Genomic DNA, 17,176 nt, shown 5'->3' on the forward strand with positions numbered 1-17,176 from the left:
GTCTTTATCCTCCGCGCTCAATGCCAGATATTGACAGGGGTGAACATCCAAAAGCCCACCACAAGCAACCAGATGAGCGTGACCGGGATAAAAATCTTCCAACCCAATCGCATGATCTGGTCATAGCGAAAGCGCGGAAATGTGGCGCGAATCCAGATGAACATGGACACCACAGCAAACGTTTTCGCTGCCAGCCACATCCAGCCTGGAACCCAGTCCAAGAAGGCCACTGGAGACAACCATCCGCCCAGGAACATCACCACCGCCAGAATCGATACCAGCCACATGCTGGCGTATTCGGCCAGGAAGAAGATGGCAAAGCCCATGCCCGAATATTCGACCATGTGGCCCGCCACAATTTCGGCCTCACCTTCCACCACGTCAAACGGATGGCGGTTGGTTTCGGCCACGCCGGAAATCAGATACACCACAAATATGGGCAGCAGTGGCAGCCAATTCCAGGACAAAAAGTTCAGCCCCATATTGGCAAACATGCCTTTGCCCTGCCCCATCACGATATCGGTCATGTTCATGCTGCCCGACACCATCAAAACCACCAAGAAGCAAAAACCCATGGCAATTTCGTAGCTGACCATTTGCGCCGATGCCCGCAGCGCACCCAAAAATGCATATTTGGAGTTGGATGCCCAGCCCGCAATGATCACGCCATACACCTCAATCGAGGTAATCGCCATCACCAGCAGCAAGCCCGCATTGACGTTGGCCAATGCCACATCTGGCCCGAACGGAACCACCACCCACGCGGCCAATGCGGGCATGATGGCCAGCAGCGGCGCCAGGAAAAACAAGCCCTTGTTGGCGGCCGTCGGGCGAATGATTTCTTTGGTCAGCAGCTTGACCGCATCGGCAATCGGTTGAAGCAAACCTTTGGGGCCAGTCCGGTTGGGGCCTACGCGAACTTGCATGAAGCCAAGCAGCTTGCGTTCCCACAGCGTGAGGTAAGCCACCGCACCCAGCAGCGGCAACAGCACCGCCACAATTTTGACCAGACTCCAGACCACAGGCCAAGTGACGTCCGTCCACCAAAAGCCCGTCGATAAATTCAGGCCAGTGTTGTAAAGCCAGTCGATCATGCCGCCTCCCCTTTCCGGGCATCGGCCGTTTGTTGCAGCGATGGCGCTCGTCTGACAATGCTGTCGAGCTGATAAATGCCCACCGCAGGAACAGCAATCTCTGCCGCCGACACCACCATAGCGGCCGTTGTGCGATTGCTCAAACGATCCGCAGCCACTGCCCCAAGAGTTGTAGATCCCAAGGCTTGGGCCAGCACTTCCTGCGAGCTGTCAAAGGGGGCTTGAACCACGTCCAGCATGTCCGCCAACACCCGCAACACCTTCCAAGCCGGGCGGGTCTCGCCTTGCGGCCTGACCACGGCGTGAAAACTTTGAACCCGGCCCTCCGCATTGATGAAAGTACCCGAAGTTTCTGTAAATGGTGCGATAGGCAGCAACACATCACTCACATCCAGATTGGCCTTGAACGGGCTGAGCGTGATCACCATGTCGCAACCCGCTAATGCACGCCCAGCCGTATCCGGACCAGGCTCGCAATCCAGCAGCAACGCCGCCTTCAAACCGCTATTCAGCATCTGCGCCGCATTCAAGCCGCCTACCCCCGGCAAAGCGCCCACCACTTGCGCGCCCACCGTATTGGCCGCTTCGGTCAAGTAGCCCACGGTGGCCTGCACATGCTCACCAATCCACTGACACAAAGCCAATAAATTGGACGCCTGCGGGTGGTGCGCTGCGCTGTTGCCCAGCAAGATGGCTTTGCGCTCGCCGGATAACAAAACTTGGGCAATGGCCTTGGCATCGTCCGTGGCTTGACCCTGCACGGGCGATACCACGCCTTGCGCTTCGGCCACGGCAATAGCAATTCCTGCCAACTGCACCGCCCAATCGCTGGGATCGACCACCGCAGCCGCGGCCAAAGGCATGGCCCAGGCGGTATCGCTGGACAACAAATCTGATGAGACCAGTGCAGCCACCGCTGCGCCGTGGCGTGCGGCCTGGCGAATGCGTTGTGCAAATAAAGGATGGTCTTTGCGCAGATTGCCCCCCACCACCAACACGCTTTGCAATTGCGACAAAGTGGCAATGGGTGCGCCCAGCCAGCGCACGCCGTCGGTTTCAGCAAAATCCTGATGGCGCAAACGGTAGTCGATATTCTGGCTACCCAGACCACGCATCAGGCTGGACGCCAAATACAACTCTTCCACCGTGCTGTGCGGGCTGACCAACGCGCCAATGGCACCGGCCCCGTACTGGGATTTGATCTGGCTTAGCCCATTGACGACATATTCCAGAGCGGTTTGCCAATCCACCTCTTGCCATGCACCGCCTTGCTTGAGCATGGGCTTGGTCAGACGTTCTTCGCCGTTCAGCGCCTCATAGGAGAAGCGGTCACGATCGGCGATCCAGCATTCGTTGACCGCCTCATTTTCCAGCGGCACCACACGCATGACCCGGTTGTTCTTGACCTGCACGATCAGATTAGTCCCCGTCGAATCGTGCGGACTTACGCTCTTGCGACGCGACAGCTCCCAAGTGCGGGCGCTATAGCGGAAAGGCTTGCTGGTCAAAGCGCCCACTGGGCAAATATCGATCATGTTGCCCGACAGTTCGGAGTCGACACTGGCACCGATGAAAGTCTCAATCTCGGAGTGTTCGCCCCGGTTGGCCATGCCCAGTTCCATCACGCCTGCAATTTCTTGTCCAAAGCGCACGCAGCGGGTGCAGTGGATGCAGCGGGTCATCTCCTCCATGGAGATCAATGGCCCCACATTTTTGTGGAACACCACGCGCTTTTCTTCTTCAAAGCGCGAGCCTGATGCACCATAACCCACAGCCAAGTCTTGCAACTGGCATTCACCACCCTGGTCGCAAATCGGGCAATCCAGCGGGTGATTGATGAGCAAAAACTCCATCACCGATTTTTGCGCCTTCAGTGCTTTTTCAGACTTCGTGCGCACGATCATGCCCTGCGTGACGGGCGTTGCGCAGGCAGGCAATGCCTTGGGGGCTTTTTCCACATCCACCAGACACATGCGACAGTTGGCCGCGATGGACAGCTTCTTGTGATAGCAAAAGTGCGGAATATAGGTGCCTGCCTTTTCAGCCGCATGCATCACCATGCTGCCTTCAGCCACCTCCACCTTCTTGCCGTCGATTTCTAGTTCAACCATGGGCTTCTCGTCTGGTTCCGTTGGCTCAAGCCGCCTGCTTTTGCGCAGCCTCGATTTTGGCTGCGAACTCATGGCGGAAGTGCTTCATCATGGCGCGCACCGGCATGGCCGCTGCATCACCCAGCGCGCAAATGGTGCGGCCCATGATGTTTTCGGCCACGTTATCGAGTTTGTCCAAATCTTCGGGGTGGCCTTCACCGTCCTGAATGCGATCAACCATGCGTGACAGCCAGCCCGTGCCTTCCCTGCAAGGCGTGCATTGGCCGCAAGATTCGTGCATATAAAAATACGACAGGCGCTTGAGCACTTCCACCATGTCGCGCGAATCGTCCATCACCATCACCGCACCAGATCCCAGCATGGAACCCGCTTTGGCAATGGAGTCATAGTCCATCGTGCACTGCATGATGATGTCAGCAGGCAACACTGGCGACGATGAGCCACCCGGAATCACTGCCTTCAACTGCCGACCACCGCGCATACCACCAGCCAGCTCCAGCAGCTTGGCAAACGGCGTGCCCATGGGAATTTCGTAATTGCCAGGGCGCTCCACATCGCCTTGGATCGAGAAAATCTTGGTGCCGCCGTTATTGGGTTTGCCACACTCCAGATAGGCCTGCGCACCGTGGCGAATGATCCAGGGCGTGGCCGCAAACGTCTCGGTATTGTTGATGGTGGTCGGCTTGCCGTACAAGCCAAAGCTGGCCGGAAACGGCGGCTTGAAGCGCGGCTGGCCTTTTTTGCCCTCCAGCGATTCGAGTAGCGCGGTTTCTTCACCGCAGATGTAAGCGCCAAAACCATGGTGTGCGTGCAACTGAAAGTTGAACGCACTGCCCATCACGCCTTGGCCGAGGTAGCCTGCCTCACGCGCTTGCTCCAGCGCTGCCTCAAAGCGTTCGTACACCTGAAATATCTCGCCGTGGATGTAGTTGTAGCCCACGCTGGCCCCCATTGCGTAGGCAGCAATCGCCATGCCTTCAATCACGGCATGAGGGTTGTACATCAGGATATCGCGGTCTTTGAACGTGCCCGGCTCGCCCTCGTCGGAATTGCAGACCAGATATTTCTGCCCGGGGAAATTGCGTGGCATGAAGCTCCACTTCAAGCCCGTCGGAAAGCCCGCACCGCCGCGCCCCCGCAGGCTTGAACCTTTGAGTTCGGCGATCACCTCATCTTGCGTCATGCCGGGGCCGCCATCGCGCCCGACGATCTTGCGCAATGCGGCATAACCGCCACGCGCTTCGTAATCTTTCAGTCCCCAGTTGGCACCGTCCAGCCCGGCATAAATCTGCGCATCGATGTGGCGGCCATGAAAACAGGTTTCCACCCCTTGGGACTGGAACTGGGCGAGGATGTCTTGCACACGTGCCATGGCTCAATCCTCCGCGTTGCGCAATCCATCAACCAGCTGATCCAGCTTGTCGTTGGACATGAAACTGCACATGTTCCGGTCATTGACCAGCATCACCGGCGCATCACCGCAGGCACCCAGGCATTCGCACGGCTGCACGGTGAAAACACCATCCGGCGTGGTGCCATAAGGCTCGACACCCAGCTTGTCACACAAATGCTGCAAAGCCTGCGGACCGCCCGCAAACATGCAGGGCGCATTGGTGCACACGTTCAGCTTGAAGCGGCCTACGGGCTTTTGGTTGTACATGTTGTAGAAGGTGGTCACTTCATGCACGGCCATGGGCGGCATATCCAGGTATTCGGCCACCGCCAGTTCACTCTCGGGGCTGACCCAGCCCTGCTCTTGCTGCACGATGGACAAACAGGCCATCACGGCCGACTGCTTTTGGTCAGCCGGGTACTTGGCCACCTCACGCGCAAACCGTGTTTGCGTTGCTTCGGACAACTGCGCGGCAGCGGCGGATCGTACAGCGTCGCTCATCGGTCAATTTCTCCAAACACAATGTCCAGCGTGCCAATAATGGCCACGGCATCGGCCAGCATGTGGCCTTTGACAATTTCATCGAACGCCGACAAATGCGCAAAACCAGGCGGGCGAATTTTCATGCGGTAAGGCTTGTTGGCACCGTCGCTGATCAGGTAGATGCCGAATTCACCCTTCGGGTGTTCCACCGCCGCATAAGCCTCGCCTTCGGGCACGTGCATGCCTTCGGTGAACAGCTTGAAGTGGTGAATCAGCTCTTCCATGTTGGTCTTCATCGCCTCGCGTGAAGGTGGTGCCACCTTGTGGTTTTCCACAATCACGGGGCCAGGGTTGGCGCGCAGCCAGTTCACGCACTGCTTGATGATGCGGTTGGATTCGCGCATCTCTTGCACACGCACCAAATAGCGGTCATAGCTGTCCCCTGTCTTGCCTACGGGGATATCGAAGTCCATCTGGCTGTACACGTCGTATGGCTGCGTCTTGCGCAAATCCCAGCCGATGCCAGAACCACGCAGCATGGGGCCAGTCAAGCCCATGTTCAGCGCGCGCTCAGGCGAAATCACCCCAATACCGACCGTGCGCTGCTTCCAGATGCGGTTATCGGTCAGCAGGGTTTCGTACTCGTCAGCCAGCTTGGGAAAACGGTTTGCGAAATCGTCGATGAAGTCCAGCAACGACCCTTGACGGTTGCTGTTCAGCGCATCCATCGCCCGTGCGTTGCGAATTTTGCTGGCGCGGTATTGCGGCATGGTGTCGGGCAAATCACGGTACACGCCGCCCGGTCTGAAGTAAGCCGCATGCATGCGCGCGCCGGACACCGCCTCGTACATGTCGAACAGGTCTTCACGCTCGCGAAAGGTGTAGATCAAGATGGTGGACGAACCGCAATCGTTGCCATGCGAACCCAGCCACATCAGGTGGTTGAGCAGGCGCGTGATTTCAGAAAACAGCACGCGAATGTATTGACCACGGATGGGCACCTCGATGCCCAGCAGCTTTTCAATCGCCAGACAGTACGCGTGCTCATTGCACATCATCGACACATAGTCCAGTCGATCCATATAGGGCAGCGACTGGATGAAGGTCTTGTGTTCGGCCAGTTTCTCGGTGGCGCGATGCAGCAGGCCCACATGGGGATCGGCCCGTTGCACCACCTCGCCATCCATCTCCAGCACCAGGCGCAGCACGCCGTGCGCCGCCGGGTGCTGCGGCCCAAAATTCAGGGTGTAGTTTTTGATCTCAGCCATGGATCGATACTCGACGTGCGCCTTGGCAGCACACGTCAGTGCAGCCCCCCGTAGTTGTCCTCGCGGATCACGCGCGGAGTGATTTCACGCGGCTCGATCGACACCGGCTCGTACACCACACGTTGGCGATCGGCGTCATAGCGCATCTCGACATAGCCCGAGAGCGGAAAATCCTTGCGGAATGGATGGCCTACAAAACCGTAATCGGTCAGGATACGGCGCAAATCAGTATGCCCATCAAACATGATGCCGTACAGATCGAATGCCTCACGCTCAAACCAGTTGGCACCCGTCCACAGATCGGTCACCGTAGGCACCTCAGGAAATTCGTCATCCGCACAGAACACCCGCACGCGCACGCGCTGGTTTAGGCTGACCGACAACAGGTGCGACACCACCGCAAAGCGAGCACCTTCCCAGCGCCCATCGCCATAAGTCGAATAGTCCACACCACACAAATCAACCAGTTGCTCGAACTGACAGCCGGCCGCATCGCGCAAGATTTTCATGGCCGCGTGGTATTGCTCGGCAGCCACGATCACCGTCACTTCGCCGCGCGCCACCTCTGCGTGCCGCACTGCACTGCCCAGCGCTGCCACGATGGTTTCTTTCAGCACCTCTGGGGCAATGGCTGTATTAGCCGTATTGGTCATGGTCATGCTTACTACACCCGCGCAATCGTGTGGGTGCGGCGCACCTTTTGCTGCAACTGGATAATGCCGTACAGCAGCGCTTCCGCCGTGGGCGGACAACCCGGCACGTACACATCCACGGGCACTACGCGATCACACCCCCGTACCACCGAATAGCTGTAGTGGTAATAGCCGCCACCATTGGCGCACGAACCCATCGACAGTACCCAACGCGGCTCGGCCATCTGGTCGTAAACCTTGCGCAAGGCAGGAGCCATCTTGTTGCACAACGTGCCTGCCACGATCATCAGATCCGACTGGCGCGGGCTGGCGCGAAACACCTCGGCACCAAAACGCGAAATGTCGTAGCGCGCCGCTGCCGAGTGCATCATCTCGACGGCGCAGCAAGCCAGCCCAAAAGTCACTGGCCACAGCGAACCCGTCTTGGCCCAGTTGACCAGCGTGTCGGCACCGGTGAGCAAAAAACCCTTTTGCTGAAGCTGTTCATTCATGAGCTGTTTCCCCGTATCTTGTGCAATTTTTGCTGAAGCGCCCAGGATCACTCCCAGTCCAGCGCACCCTTCTTCCATTCATAGACAAAACCCACCACCAAAATGGTCAGGAAGATGAGCACCGCCACAAAACCGGCTACTCCCACGTCCTTGAGCGCCACCGCCCATGGAAAGAGAAACGCGATTTCCAGATCGAACAGGATGAACAAAATGGCCACGAGGTAGTAACGCACGTCGAACTTCATGCGCGCGTCTTCAAACGCTTCAAAGCCGCATTCGTAAGGAGAGTTTTTGGCTGCATCGGGCTTGTGTGGCCGAAGCAGCTCACCCATGCCCAGGCAAATGGCACCAATGGCCAAGCCCACCAGGATGAACAGCAAAACGGGAAGGTATTGTGAGAGATTCATCGGGTATCTTCATTGTCGGTCAGGGTTTCATGGAGCGCCCTGACCACTTCCTATGCTTGGTGCCGTCGGCGAGACTCGAACTCGCACAGCTTTCGCTACTACCCCCTCAAGATAGCGTGTCTACCAGTTTCACCACGACGGCATTGCGTGTCTTGAGGCCGATGTCTGCACTCCAAACACAGACCATCAAGACTCAAAGCGCTTAAGAGTTTACCCGCAAAACCCCGTTTTCCAGAGACAAACCGACACAAAAACCAACCTAAGCCAAGACCTTGCGGCCAACTTACTGGGTGGGGATTTGCGCAGCCCCAGTGGCCGAGGCCGCAGGTGTTGCCGAAGCGGCTGCGCTGGCACCCATGGCCAAACTCGCGCTTGCTGCTGGTGCGCCGGTTGGAATAGCGTCCGCCGCCGATGCGGATGCGGCAATGGCTGGTGCCGATGCCGCCGTTGCCGATGCGTCAGCCGCTGGAGCCACCACCGCAGGCGCATCCAGCACGCTGGAAGAGCCTGTGGTCGAGCCTGTGCGCACACTAAAGCCAAAGTAAGCCAATGCCAGCGTGGCGGCCAGGAATACCGTGGCCAACACCGCCGTGGTACGTGACAAAAAATTAGCGCTGCCGCTGGCACCGAACAGGCTGCCTGATGAGCCACTGCCAAAGGCTGCGCCCATGTCGGCCCCCTTGCCATGCTGCACCAGGATCAAACCGACCATCGCCAGCGCCGACACGATTTGCAGCACCAGCACCAGATTCAATATCAGATTCATCTTTTACTCCAAAATCAATAGCATTCAGCGCTTACCCATCAAGCAGCGGCGGCCACAATGGTCAAAAAATCCGGGGCTTTGAGGGCAGCGCCGCCAATCAAGCCACCGTCGATGTCGGGCTGGCGCAGCAGCTCGGCGGCGTTGGTGGCGTTCATGCTGCCGCCGTACAGAATGCGCACTCGGTCGGCTTGGTCGGTAGCGGCTTTGAGTTGTGCGCGCAGCACCGCATGCACGGCTTGCGCCTGTTCAGGCGTGGCCGTTTTGCCGGTACCAATGGCCCACACGGGTTCATACGCCACCACGATTTCGCTGATGCAATGGCCGTTCAGGTGAATCACCGCCGACAACTGCCGCTTGACGATGAACTCCGTCATGCCCTCTTCGCGCTCGCGCAGGGTTTCGCCCACGCACACGATGGGGGTAATGCCCGCTGCCAACGCACGCTTGACCTTGATGGCCACATGCACGTCGGTTTCGCCCTGGTGCTGACGGCGCTCGCTGTGGCCGACGATGGCGTAACGCACGCCAAAGTCTTTCAGCATGGCGGCCGAGGCATCGCCGGTGAACGCGCCATTGTCGTGCTGCGATACATCTTGCGCGCCCAGGCCGATGGCCGTCTGGCCTGCCAGCAATTGCTGCACCTGTTGCAGGTACACCGCAGGCGGGCACACCACCACATCGCAATCTGGTTCCCGCAGCCCCTGCACCAAGGCTTGCACCAAAGTCTGGTTGGCCGCCAAGCTGCCATTCATCTTCCAGTTGCCTGCAATCAGTTTTTTCTTGCTCATGTTTTGCTCCAGTCCAGCACCACCTTGCCAACCAGTTGGCCACTTTCCATCAAGGCGTGTGCGCGTGCTGCGCCGCTGGGCAAACCGTCCTCGCCTTGCAGCGCGGCAAACACGCTGTGGATTACTGGTTTGACGCGACCTTGCGCCAGCCAGGGCCACACAGTGGCTTGCAGCGCTTGCGCAATCGCGCCTTTGAAGGCCACCGGGCGCGGACGCAGCGTAGACCCCGTGATGGTCAGGCGCCTGCGCAGCATCAGCCCCGCGTTGACTTGCGACTTGATGCCACCTTGCACCGCGATGATGACCAGACGACCATCTTCGGCCAGGCAGTCCACTTCACGCGCCACGTAATCGCCCGCCACCATGTCCAAGATCACGTCCACGCCTTGGCCGTCCGTCAATGCCATGGCCTCAACGGCAAAATCCTGCGTGCGGTAGTTGATGGCGTGATCAGCCCCCAGCTTGAGCGCCTGGGCACATTTGTCGTCCGAGCCTGCGGTGACGATCACCCGCGCGCTTGCGGCCTTAGCCAACTGAATCGCGGTGACGCCAATACCGCTGGTGCCGCCTTGAATCAACAGCGTTTCGCCCGCCTGCAAGCGCCCGCGATCGAACACGTTGCTCCAGACGGTGAAAAAAGTTTCGGGCAGCGAAGCCGCCTCAATATCCGTCAAGCCCTGCGGCACCGGCAGACATTGCGGCACCGGGGCCACGCAATATTCAGCATAGCCGCCACCGGCCACCAGTGCACACACGCGGTCGCCCACGCGCAAGCTGGCAGCAGCCAACGCAGCGGCATCGCCGCTTTCAATCACGCCCGCCACTTCCAGCCCCGGCAGATCGGACGCGCCTGGCGGCACCGGATACTTGCCTAGGCGCTGCAACACGTCGGGCCGGTTGACACCCGATGCACTGACGCGAATCAGCGCCTCGCCCACACCAGCTACTGGCGTGGGGCGCTCGGCGGGCACCAGCACGGCTGGCACGCCATATTCACGGATTTCAATGCACTTCATGGCCAAAACCGGTCTTTGCGCAGATAAAACAAGCGTTGAGAGCTATTTTAAATATAGCAGTCAAGCGCTCACTCACTGCGTTATTGCTGTTGTTGCGGCTGGCCTGCATCAGCATCAGCCGGTGCAGGGCGGCTGTCGCGGTCAGCACGCGGTGGGCGATCACCACCACGGCCTTCACGCGGCGGACGGTCTTCGCGGTCATCACGCGCTGGGCGCTCCAGCAGCGCTTTCATCGACAGCTTGATACGGCCTTTTTCGTCCGTCTCCAGCACCTTGACCTTGACCACCTGGCCTTCCTGCAAATAGTCGGACACTTTCTCGACCCGCTCGTGCGCAATCTGGCTGATGTGCAGCAAACCGTCTTTGCCGGGCAAGATGTTGATCAGCGCGCCAAAGTCCAAAATTTTGGTGACCGGGCCTTCGTAGATATGACCCACTTCGGCCTCGGCGGTAATTTCTTCAATGCGGCGCTTGGCGTCGTCGGCCTTGGCGGCGTCGTTGCTGGCGATGGTGATGGTGCCGTCTTCGCCAATGTCAATGGTGGTGCCGGTTTCTTCGGTCAGCATGCGGATGGTGGCTCCGCCCTTGCCGATCACGTCGCGGATCTTCTCCGGGTTGATCTTCATGGTGTAGAGCTTGGGTGCCCACGAGCTGATCTCGGCGCGTGCCTCGCCCATGGCGTCCTGCATTTTGCCCAGGATGTGCATGCGCGCTTCCTTGGCCTGCGCCAGCGCGACTTGCATGATTTCTTTGGTGATGCCCTGGATCTTGATGTCCATTTGCAGCGCGGTGATACCGTTGGTGGTGCCCGCCACTTTGAAGTCCATGTCACCCAGGTGATCTTCATCGCCCAAGATATCGGTCAGCACCGCAAAACGGTTGTCCTCTTTGATCAAACCCATGGCAATGCCCGCCACGTGCGCCTTCATAGGCACGCCGGCGTCCATCATCGACAGACAGCCGCCGCACACCGACGCCATCGAGCTGGAGCCGTTGGACTCGGTGATTTCGCTGACCACGCGGATGGTGTACGGAAACTCATCGCGTCCCGGCAGCAGCGGGATCAACGCCCGCTTGGCCAGACGGCCGTGCCCCACTTCACGGCGCTTGGTGCTGCCCATGCGGCCCGTTTCGCCGGTGGCAAAAGGCGGCATGTTGTAGTGAAACAAAAAGTGGTCTTCAAACTCGCCGGCCAGCGCGTCGATGCGCTGCGCGTCACGGTCGGTACCCAAGGTGGTGATCACCAGCGCCTGCGTCTCGCCGCGCGTGAACAGCGCCGAGCCGTGGGTGCGCGGCAGCACGCCGTTGCGGATTTCGATCGGGCGCACAGAGCGCGTGTCGCGACCGTCGATGCGTGGCTCGCCCGCCAGAATCTGACTGCGCACGATGCGCGCTTCTTGCTCGTGCAGCAGGTTGTCGAGCTTGACCTCGTCGAACTCTGCGCCCTCATCTTTGAGCGCCATCTTGATGGCCGCATAAGCCTCGCGCACGGCTTGCGTTCGGGCTTGCTTGCTACGGATTTGATAGACTTCGCGCAGCTTGGGTTCAGCCAGTGCGGCCACCTTGGCGATAAAGGACTCGTCTTTGACTTCAGGCGCCCAGGTACCGTTGTCAGCCCACAGCGGTTTGCCCGCTTCGCGCACCAGCTCGTGGATGGCGTTGATGGCAATCTGCCCCTGCTCGTGGCCAAACACCACCGCGCCCAGCATCACGTCTTCACTGAGCTGATACGCTTCGGATTCAACCATCAACACAGCCGCTTCAGTGCCCGCCACCACCAGATCGAGCTGGCTGTTTTTGCGCGCCGCAGGGCCGGGGTTGAGTACGTATTCGCCGTTGACATAGCCCACGCGCGCCGCGCCGATGGGGCCGTTGAACGGAATGCCGCTGATCGACAACGCCGCACTCACGCCAATCATGGCGGCGATGTCCGCGTCTACCTCGGGGTTCAAAGACAGGGTGTGGATCACCACGTGCACTTCGTTGAAAAAGCCGTCCGGAAACAGCGGACGGATCGGGCGGTCGATCAGGCGGGAAGTCAGCGTTTCCAGCTCGCTCGGCTTGGCCTCGCGCTTGAAGAAGCTGCCTGGAATTTTGCCTGCGGCATACGTCTTCTCGATGTAATCGACCGTCAGCGGAAAGAAATCCTGCCCCGGTTTGGCCGTCTTGCTGGCAGCCACGGTCGCCAGCACCACGGTGCCATCGATATTGACCAACACTGCGCCGGTGGCCTGACGGGCGATTTCGCCAGTTTCCATGACGACGGTCTTGTCGCCCCACTGGAAGCTCTTGGTCACTTTGTTGAACATGCTCATGTTCGCTCCTTAATAAATAGCTTGCTACGCAGTATTTACCTGCGATGGAGCCAGATTTGATTCAGAAACACGATGCCATTCCATGAGCCGCCTGCATCCGCACAGAGCGGTTGATGGAATGACACAGCTTCGCTCTGAAAAACTGCTCACTCCGATTGAAAAAAGACAAAAACGCCTGAGCCTTTGGTGAGGCATCAGGCGTTTGTCGCGTTCATGCGCTTACTTGCGCAGACCCAGTTTGGCAATCAAGGCCAGATAGCGATCAGCATCTTTGGCCTTGAGGTAATCCAGCAGCTTGCGGCGACGGCTGACCATGCGCAGCAAGCCACGGCGACCATGGTGGTCTTTGGCGTGCTGCTTGAAATGGGGGGTCAGCTCGTTGATGCGGGCCGTCAGAATGGCGACCTGCACTTCGGGGCTGCCCGTGTCGCCAGCGGCGCGCGCGTTGTCCTGGACCACGGCGGCCTTGTTCTCCTTGGAGATCATGGTGAATATCCTCGTTCCAAATGGTTTGACTTGCGTGGCGGGCCGGAACTGCCCGCCACGTGCGTTATTGCGAAGTGCAAAACCTTGGGATTGTAACCCAGGCGTTCATTTCACCCCCCTGTTTTCTCCTCTTTTTCCTTCTTTCCTTTCTGCTGCACACGCCGCCCGGCCGCCATCCAGTCGGGCGCTGCCGTGATCAGCACCGCCAGCAGCACCAGCGCACACCCTCCCAGTTGTGCGCCCGATACACGCTCGCCCAGCACGGCAGCGGCCAACGCCAACGCGCTAACCGGCATCACCGCCGTCATCAGCGACGCCTCGGCCCCGGCCAGCCGCTGCGACCCGGCAAACCACAACCAAAAACCCAGCACCCCCGGCACCAGCGCGTAATACACCGCTGCACCCACAGCCACGGATGACAACGGCTGCCGCCAAGGCTGCTCCAGCAGCGCCGGAATCACGCACACCGCCAGACCCAGCGCGCTCATGCAAGTCGACAACGCCAGCGGTGGCACTGGCACGCGCAAGCGCTTGTTCACCAAAATGAACGTGGCTTCGCACGCCACCGCGCCCAGCACCAGCGCGTGGCCCAGCAAAGCGGCAGCACCTTCGCCCCGCACCGCTGCCTGAGCCTGGGGCAGAGAAATCACCAACACACCCGCCGTGGCCAGGGCGATGCCCAGCACCAGCGCACGGCTCGGACGCTCGCCCAGCGCCAGCACCGCAAACAGCGCCGCCACCGCCGGCAGCGTGCCTGCCACCACCCCGGCGTCGGCCGCTGGCGCGTAGCGCGTGCCCAGAATCAACAGCACCGTGTAGCCCACGCTGCCCGCCGCCGCTTGCACCAGCAGCAGACCGGCATCTCGACGATCCGGGCGCGGCCATGGTGTGTGCAGCAGGCGCATCAGACCCCACAGCACCGGCGCGGCCACAGCAAAACGCAGCGTAGTGGCGGTAAACGGGGGCAGACCGCTGGCAATCAACCGGCTGGCCACCACGGTGCTGCCTACAGTGGCCATGGCTGCGGCGCATAAAGCCATGCCCAGCCAACGCTGATGGGATGAAAGTTCTTGCATGGAAACTGTCGTTATCGATACTGCAACCTTTACAGGATCGATGCATCCAGGCTGCGTGTCTTGAACGTGGTTGCAGTGCAAGCGGCCTGCAGCACATGATCCGCACAGCGCTACCGGTGCGCCCGCGCGTACTGCCCCGGCGTATAGCCACGAAAACGCCGGAATGCACGTGTCATGTGACTTTGGTCGGCAAACCCGCTGTTCAAAGCCACTTCAGCCACGGACAGGCCTTGCGCCAACTGCGCTTCGGCCACCGCCACGCGCTGTTGCAGCGCCCAGGCGTGGGGTGGCAATCCATAGGCCGCCGCAAAGGCACGCAACAACTGGTAGCGACTCAATCCCGCTTCACGCGCCAAACTGGCCAGGCTGGGCAACACTTGGGCGCAATCGGCCAACTGGTCACGTACCCGTTGCAGGGCCAACATGACCGCTTTCGCACGCACCGGCGCTGGCAGCGCCGTCGTTTTGGGCGCGTGTTGCAGCAAGGCCGCCAGCCACTCTTCCTGCGCCAGCGCGTCGGCACCCCGCGCGGCACTGGCAAACAGGGCCTGGCACAGCGCGGCCACCCTGTCATCACGCAACACAGGGGCTGTCCATTCCAGCGCACCACAGTCAGTACCTGATCCATCGGTGGACAACAAACCAGCATCGAGATACAGCATGTGCCAGCGCCGCCTTTCACCCCCCATCGGCACGCCGTCGTGCACTTCGCCGGGGTTGACGGTGATGACCTCTCCCTGCACCGCCTGCACCGGCCCACGGTCGCTGGCCGATGTCTGACCGCCTTCGGCCATCACACCAATGCCATGCACCGCATGGCTGTGGCGCGCAAAACATCGCCGCGTGTGTGCAGCCACCAGGGTCAAGCCCGGCAGCAGGGCCGTCTGGATTACAAATTCTGCCGTTGCTTTCATGGAATGACCCATCATGCCAGCGGCAATCAATTGGCTTTGCGTCAAGCCCCACTGACTGGCACCGTGTCGGGTGAAACAGTCTGATCTCTACCCAGGCCAGAGTCAGCTTCTTGCCCACCCATGAAGCCGCGGGTGTCTGATAGCTGAGGATGGCCGCTCTTTCCTGCGCAGCTACACGGCACTCGGTTGGTCGGGGTAGATGCCGTATATGAACTGAGCACGCAAGCTGCTGAGCATGCACTACATCCTTACCTGCTCTGAAAAAATATCGCTTATTCCGACAAATCCGACGCCATGTCTTCGCCCCATTCATACAGAGCCTGCAGCACGGTGTGGGCACGATCGTCGTCGGCGTGGCTTTCGGCCAGAGTGTCGATGCGGTCAAAAAAGGCTTGCACGCTCAAAGCGCCGCCCTCACCGCGCAGCAGGCGGGCAGCGCGGTGGGCCTGCCAGCATTGCGCCTCTTCAGTCGACAGGGTGTCCGGGAAATTGCGAGCGCGGTAGCGCAGCAGCAGCTCGGGCAGGCGCTCGTCATCAAAGCCGGTGCGCTCGGCCGCCAGTTCTTGCGGGTTGAGTTTGAGCAGCGCTTCCAGCCGACGCCGGTCGGCGTTACCGACAAAGCCGCCGTACAGGTCTTCGTCCACGTCGGGCACGGTTTGCCCAGCGGGGCGAGCGTACACCTGCGGCCACAGCGCGCTCAAATCGGGCAGCGCGCGCAACTTTTCAGCATGGCGTGCAGCCTGGGCCATGTCGATGCCCCAACGCTCGGCCAGCTCAGGCCGCAGGGTTTTCAGGTGGCTGACGACGATGGGCGATTTGTTCAGGTGCACGCCTTTGATGGGCAAGCGCGCCATGCCGTCGGGCAGATCGGCTGTGGGTGTGAACAGACGCTGGCGCACCTGATCGGGCGTCAGATCGGCCAGCTCGGTCGGGTCGGCGGCCAAGTCCCAGGCCAGCAATTCGTTCTTGTTGGTGGGGTGCATGGCCAGTGGCCACATGACGGCGATGCAACCACCCGCGGCACCAAACATGCCGCTGACGTGCAAAAACGGTCTGGCATCTGCCAGCGTGGTGGGCAGGCCCAACTCGTGCGCCACGCGCTCTTTTTTGCGCAGTTGCAGGCAAAAGTCGAACAGCTTGGGCTGCCGCTGGCGCAACAGGCGTGCCAACGCGATGGTGGCGCGCACGTCGGACAGCGCATCATGCGCATGGTCATGCGTCAGGCCGTTGGCAGCGCTGAGTTTTTCCAGCCGAAAGCTGGGCAAACCATCATCACCGGTGGGCCATTCGATGCCTTCAGGGCGCAGCGCGTAGGCCGCGCGCACCACGTCCAGCAAATCCCAGCGGCCACAATCGTTTTGCCATTCGCGCGCATAAGGGTCGCGCAGGTTGCGCCACAGCATGAATCGGGTGACTTCGTCGTCAAAGCGGATCGAGTTGTAGCCCACGCCGATGGTGCCTGGCTCGGCCAGCAGCGCCTGCACACGCGCGGCAAACTGGTGCTCGGGCAGACCTTTGTCCCTGCATTCTTGCGGGGTGATGCCGGTGATCAGGCACGCCTCAGGTTCAGGCAGCACATCGACGGCAGGATGGCAATACAGCATGGTGGGCTGACCCACCTCGTTCAGATCGGCATCGGTGCGGATGGCCGCAAACTGCGCGGGCCGGTCGCGCCGGGGGTTAACGCCAAAGGTTTCGTAGTCGTGCCAGACAAAAGTGGGGAGCATGAGGATGTGAAGGCGAAAACGGTGATCGACCACGAGCCACACGCTGATAGTGGCTGGTATGACGTGGACAGAAGGCAGGAGAAATGCTTGGCTTAGAGCGTGTTCAACGTCTCAGCGTCAGGGGTGTGGGATGCGGATCGGGATGGGCTGCAAGGCGCAAGGCGCAAACCGCAGCGATACCTGGCGGT

16 protein-coding genes and 1 tRNA gene are annotated in these 17,176 nt (G+C 60.2%); all 17 read right to left on the bottom strand.

The genetic code is table 11. From position 1 onward, the window contains the following. Positions 1-17 precede the first annotated feature (17 nt). The 17 genes from nuoH to sbcB all read right to left on the bottom strand — a co-directional run bounded on the left by nuoH (position 18) and on the right by sbcB (position 16,988). The gene (nuoH, locus tag ACK5NW_RS09955) at positions 18-1,094 is read right to left on the bottom strand and encodes an NADH-quinone oxidoreductase subunit NuoH (RefSeq protein ID WP_416927575.1); all 1,077 of its coding nucleotides are present in this window, start codon (positions 1,092-1,094) and stop codon (positions 18-20) included. Further along, a complete protein-coding gene (gene nuoG, locus ACK5NW_RS09960) occupies positions 1,091-3,205 on the bottom strand; it encodes an NADH-quinone oxidoreductase subunit NuoG (protein ID WP_416927577.1) in 2,115 nt (704 codons plus the stop codon). The genes nuoH and nuoG overlap by 4 nt, the downstream gene beginning before the upstream one ends. A 25-nt stretch (positions 3,206-3,230) precedes the next feature. Further along, entirely contained in the window at positions 3,231-4,577 is a 1,347-nt protein-coding gene (nuoF, locus tag ACK5NW_RS09965; RefSeq protein ID WP_416927579.1) for an NADH-quinone oxidoreductase subunit NuoF, read from the bottom strand. Positions 4,578-4,580: 3 nt separating this feature from the next. Next, positions 4,581-5,099: an NADH-quinone oxidoreductase subunit NuoE gene (gene nuoE, locus ACK5NW_RS09970; RefSeq protein WP_416927581.1), complete on the bottom strand. Its 519-nt coding sequence runs from the start codon at positions 5,097-5,099 to the stop codon at positions 4,581-4,583. Beyond that, complete coding sequence (locus tag ACK5NW_RS09975; protein WP_416927583.1) at positions 5,096-6,349, bottom strand: NADH-quinone oxidoreductase subunit D; 1,254 nt, start codon at positions 6,347-6,349, stop codon at positions 5,096-5,098. Before ACK5NW_RS09975 ends, nuoE begins: the two co-directional genes overlap by 4 nt. Positions 6,350-6,384: 35 nt before the next feature. Beyond that, entirely contained in the window at positions 6,385-7,002 is a 618-nt protein-coding gene (locus ACK5NW_RS09980) for an NADH-quinone oxidoreductase subunit C (protein ID WP_416927637.1), read from the bottom strand. A gap of 11 nt (positions 7,003-7,013) precedes the next feature. Next, positions 7,014-7,493 carry a NuoB/complex I 20 kDa subunit family protein gene (locus tag ACK5NW_RS09985; RefSeq protein ID WP_416927585.1) on the bottom strand — a complete coding sequence of 160 codons (480 nt, stop codon included), beginning with the start codon at positions 7,491-7,493 and terminating at the stop codon, positions 7,014-7,016. 47 nt (positions 7,494-7,540) lie between these two features. Next, a complete protein-coding gene (locus ACK5NW_RS09990) occupies positions 7,541-7,900 on the bottom strand; it encodes an NADH-quinone oxidoreductase subunit A (RefSeq protein ID WP_416927587.1) in 360 nt (119 codons plus the stop codon). A gap of 57 nt (positions 7,901-7,957) precedes the next feature. After that, positions 7,958-8,042: transfer RNA gene (locus tag ACK5NW_RS09995), tRNA-Leu, on the bottom strand. A gap of 141 nt (positions 8,043-8,183) precedes the next feature. Further along, entirely contained in the window at positions 8,184-8,666 is a 483-nt protein-coding gene (secG, locus tag ACK5NW_RS10000) for a preprotein translocase subunit SecG (RefSeq protein WP_416927589.1), read from the bottom strand. 38 nt (positions 8,667-8,704) lie between these two features. After that, a complete protein-coding gene (gene tpiA / locus ACK5NW_RS10005) occupies positions 8,705-9,454 on the bottom strand; it encodes a triose-phosphate isomerase (RefSeq protein WP_416927591.1) in 750 nt (249 codons plus the stop codon). Next, on the bottom strand, positions 9,451-10,470 hold the full coding sequence (locus ACK5NW_RS10010) for an NAD(P)H-quinone oxidoreductase (protein WP_416927593.1): 1,020 nt from the start codon (positions 10,468-10,470) through the stop codon (positions 9,451-9,453). Before ACK5NW_RS10010 ends, tpiA begins: the two co-directional genes overlap by 4 nt. A gap of 80 nt (positions 10,471-10,550) precedes the next feature. Further along, positions 10,551-12,785, bottom strand: a complete 2,235-nt coding sequence (gene pnp / locus ACK5NW_RS10015) for a polyribonucleotide nucleotidyltransferase (RefSeq protein ID WP_416927595.1) — start codon at positions 12,783-12,785, stop codon at positions 10,551-10,553. A 219-nt stretch (positions 12,786-13,004) separates the two neighbouring features. Beyond that, complete coding sequence (rpsO, locus tag ACK5NW_RS10020; RefSeq protein ID WP_416927597.1) at positions 13,005-13,271, bottom strand: 30S ribosomal protein S15; 267 nt, start codon at positions 13,269-13,271, stop codon at positions 13,005-13,007. Positions 13,272-13,381: 110 nt separating this feature from the next. Further along, positions 13,382-14,347, bottom strand: a complete 966-nt coding sequence (locus ACK5NW_RS10025; RefSeq protein ID WP_416927599.1) for a DMT family transporter — start codon at positions 14,345-14,347, stop codon at positions 13,382-13,384. Between the two features lie 110 nt (positions 14,348-14,457). Beyond that, the gene (locus ACK5NW_RS10030) at positions 14,458-15,261 is read right to left on the bottom strand and encodes an AraC family transcriptional regulator (RefSeq protein ID WP_416927601.1); all 804 of its coding nucleotides are present in this window, start codon (positions 15,259-15,261) and stop codon (positions 14,458-14,460) included. Positions 15,262-15,533: 272 nt separating this feature from the next. Next, positions 15,534-16,988 (bottom strand): exodeoxyribonuclease I, encoded by a 1,455-nt coding sequence (gene sbcB / locus ACK5NW_RS10035; protein WP_416927603.1) that lies wholly within the window; start codon positions 16,986-16,988, stop codon positions 15,534-15,536. Positions 16,989-17,176 lie beyond the last annotated feature (188 nt).

This window comes from Ottowia sp. (assembly GCF_047975795.1).
GTDB lineage: Bacteria > Pseudomonadota > Gammaproteobacteria > Burkholderiales > Burkholderiaceae_C > Ottowia.

Bases quoted from the DNA above. Each gene is read 5' to 3' on its own strand.
- sbcB (WP_416927603.1), bottom strand. From the start codon at position 16,988: ATGCTCCCCACTTTTGTCTGGCACGACTACGAAACCTTTGGCGTTAAC.
- rpsO (WP_416927597.1), bottom strand. From the start codon at position 13,271: ATGATCTCCAAGGAGAACAAGGCCGCCGTGGTCCAGGACAACGCGCGC.
- ACK5NW_RS09975 (WP_416927583.1), bottom strand. From the start codon at position 6,349: ATGGCTGAGATCAAAAACTACACCCTGAATTTTGGGCCGCAGCACCCG.
- ACK5NW_RS09985 (WP_416927585.1), bottom strand. From the start codon at position 7,493: ATGAATGAACAGCTTCAGCAAAAGGGTTTTTTGCTCACCGGTGCCGAC.
- nuoE (WP_416927581.1), bottom strand. From the start codon at position 5,099: ATGAGCGACGCTGTACGATCCGCCGCTGCCGCGCAGTTGTCCGAAGCA.
- secG (WP_416927589.1), bottom strand. From the start codon at position 8,666: ATGAATCTGATATTGAATCTGGTGCTGGTGCTGCAAATCGTGTCGGCG.
- ACK5NW_RS09980 (WP_416927637.1), bottom strand. From the start codon at position 7,002: ATGACCAATACGGCTAATACAGCCATTGCCCCAGAGGTGCTGAAAGAA.
- ACK5NW_RS10010 (WP_416927593.1), bottom strand. From the start codon at position 10,470: ATGAAGTGCATTGAAATCCGTGAATATGGCGTGCCAGCCGTGCTGGTG.
- ACK5NW_RS10030 (WP_416927601.1), bottom strand. From the start codon at position 15,261: ATGAAAGCAACGGCAGAATTTGTAATCCAGACGGCCCTGCTGCCGGGC.
- ACK5NW_RS09990 (WP_416927587.1), bottom strand. From the start codon at position 7,900: ATGAATCTCTCACAATACCTTCCCGTTTTGCTGTTCATCCTGGTGGGC.
- ACK5NW_RS10025 (WP_416927599.1), bottom strand. From the start codon at position 14,347: ATGCAAGAACTTTCATCCCATCAGCGTTGGCTGGGCATGGCTTTATGC.
- tpiA (WP_416927591.1), bottom strand. From the start codon at position 9,454: ATGAGCAAGAAAAAACTGATTGCAGGCAACTGGAAGATGAATGGCAGC.
- nuoF (WP_416927579.1), bottom strand. From the start codon at position 4,577: ATGGCACGTGTGCAAGACATCCTCGCCCAGTTCCAGTCCCAAGGGGTG.
- pnp (WP_416927595.1), bottom strand. From the start codon at position 12,785: ATGAGCATGTTCAACAAAGTGACCAAGAGCTTCCAGTGGGGCGACAAG.
- nuoH (WP_416927575.1), bottom strand. From the start codon at position 1,094: ATGATCGACTGGCTTTACAACACTGGCCTGAATTTATCGACGGGCTTT.
- nuoG (WP_416927577.1), bottom strand. From the start codon at position 3,205: ATGGTTGAACTAGAAATCGACGGCAAGAAGGTGGAGGTGGCTGAAGGC.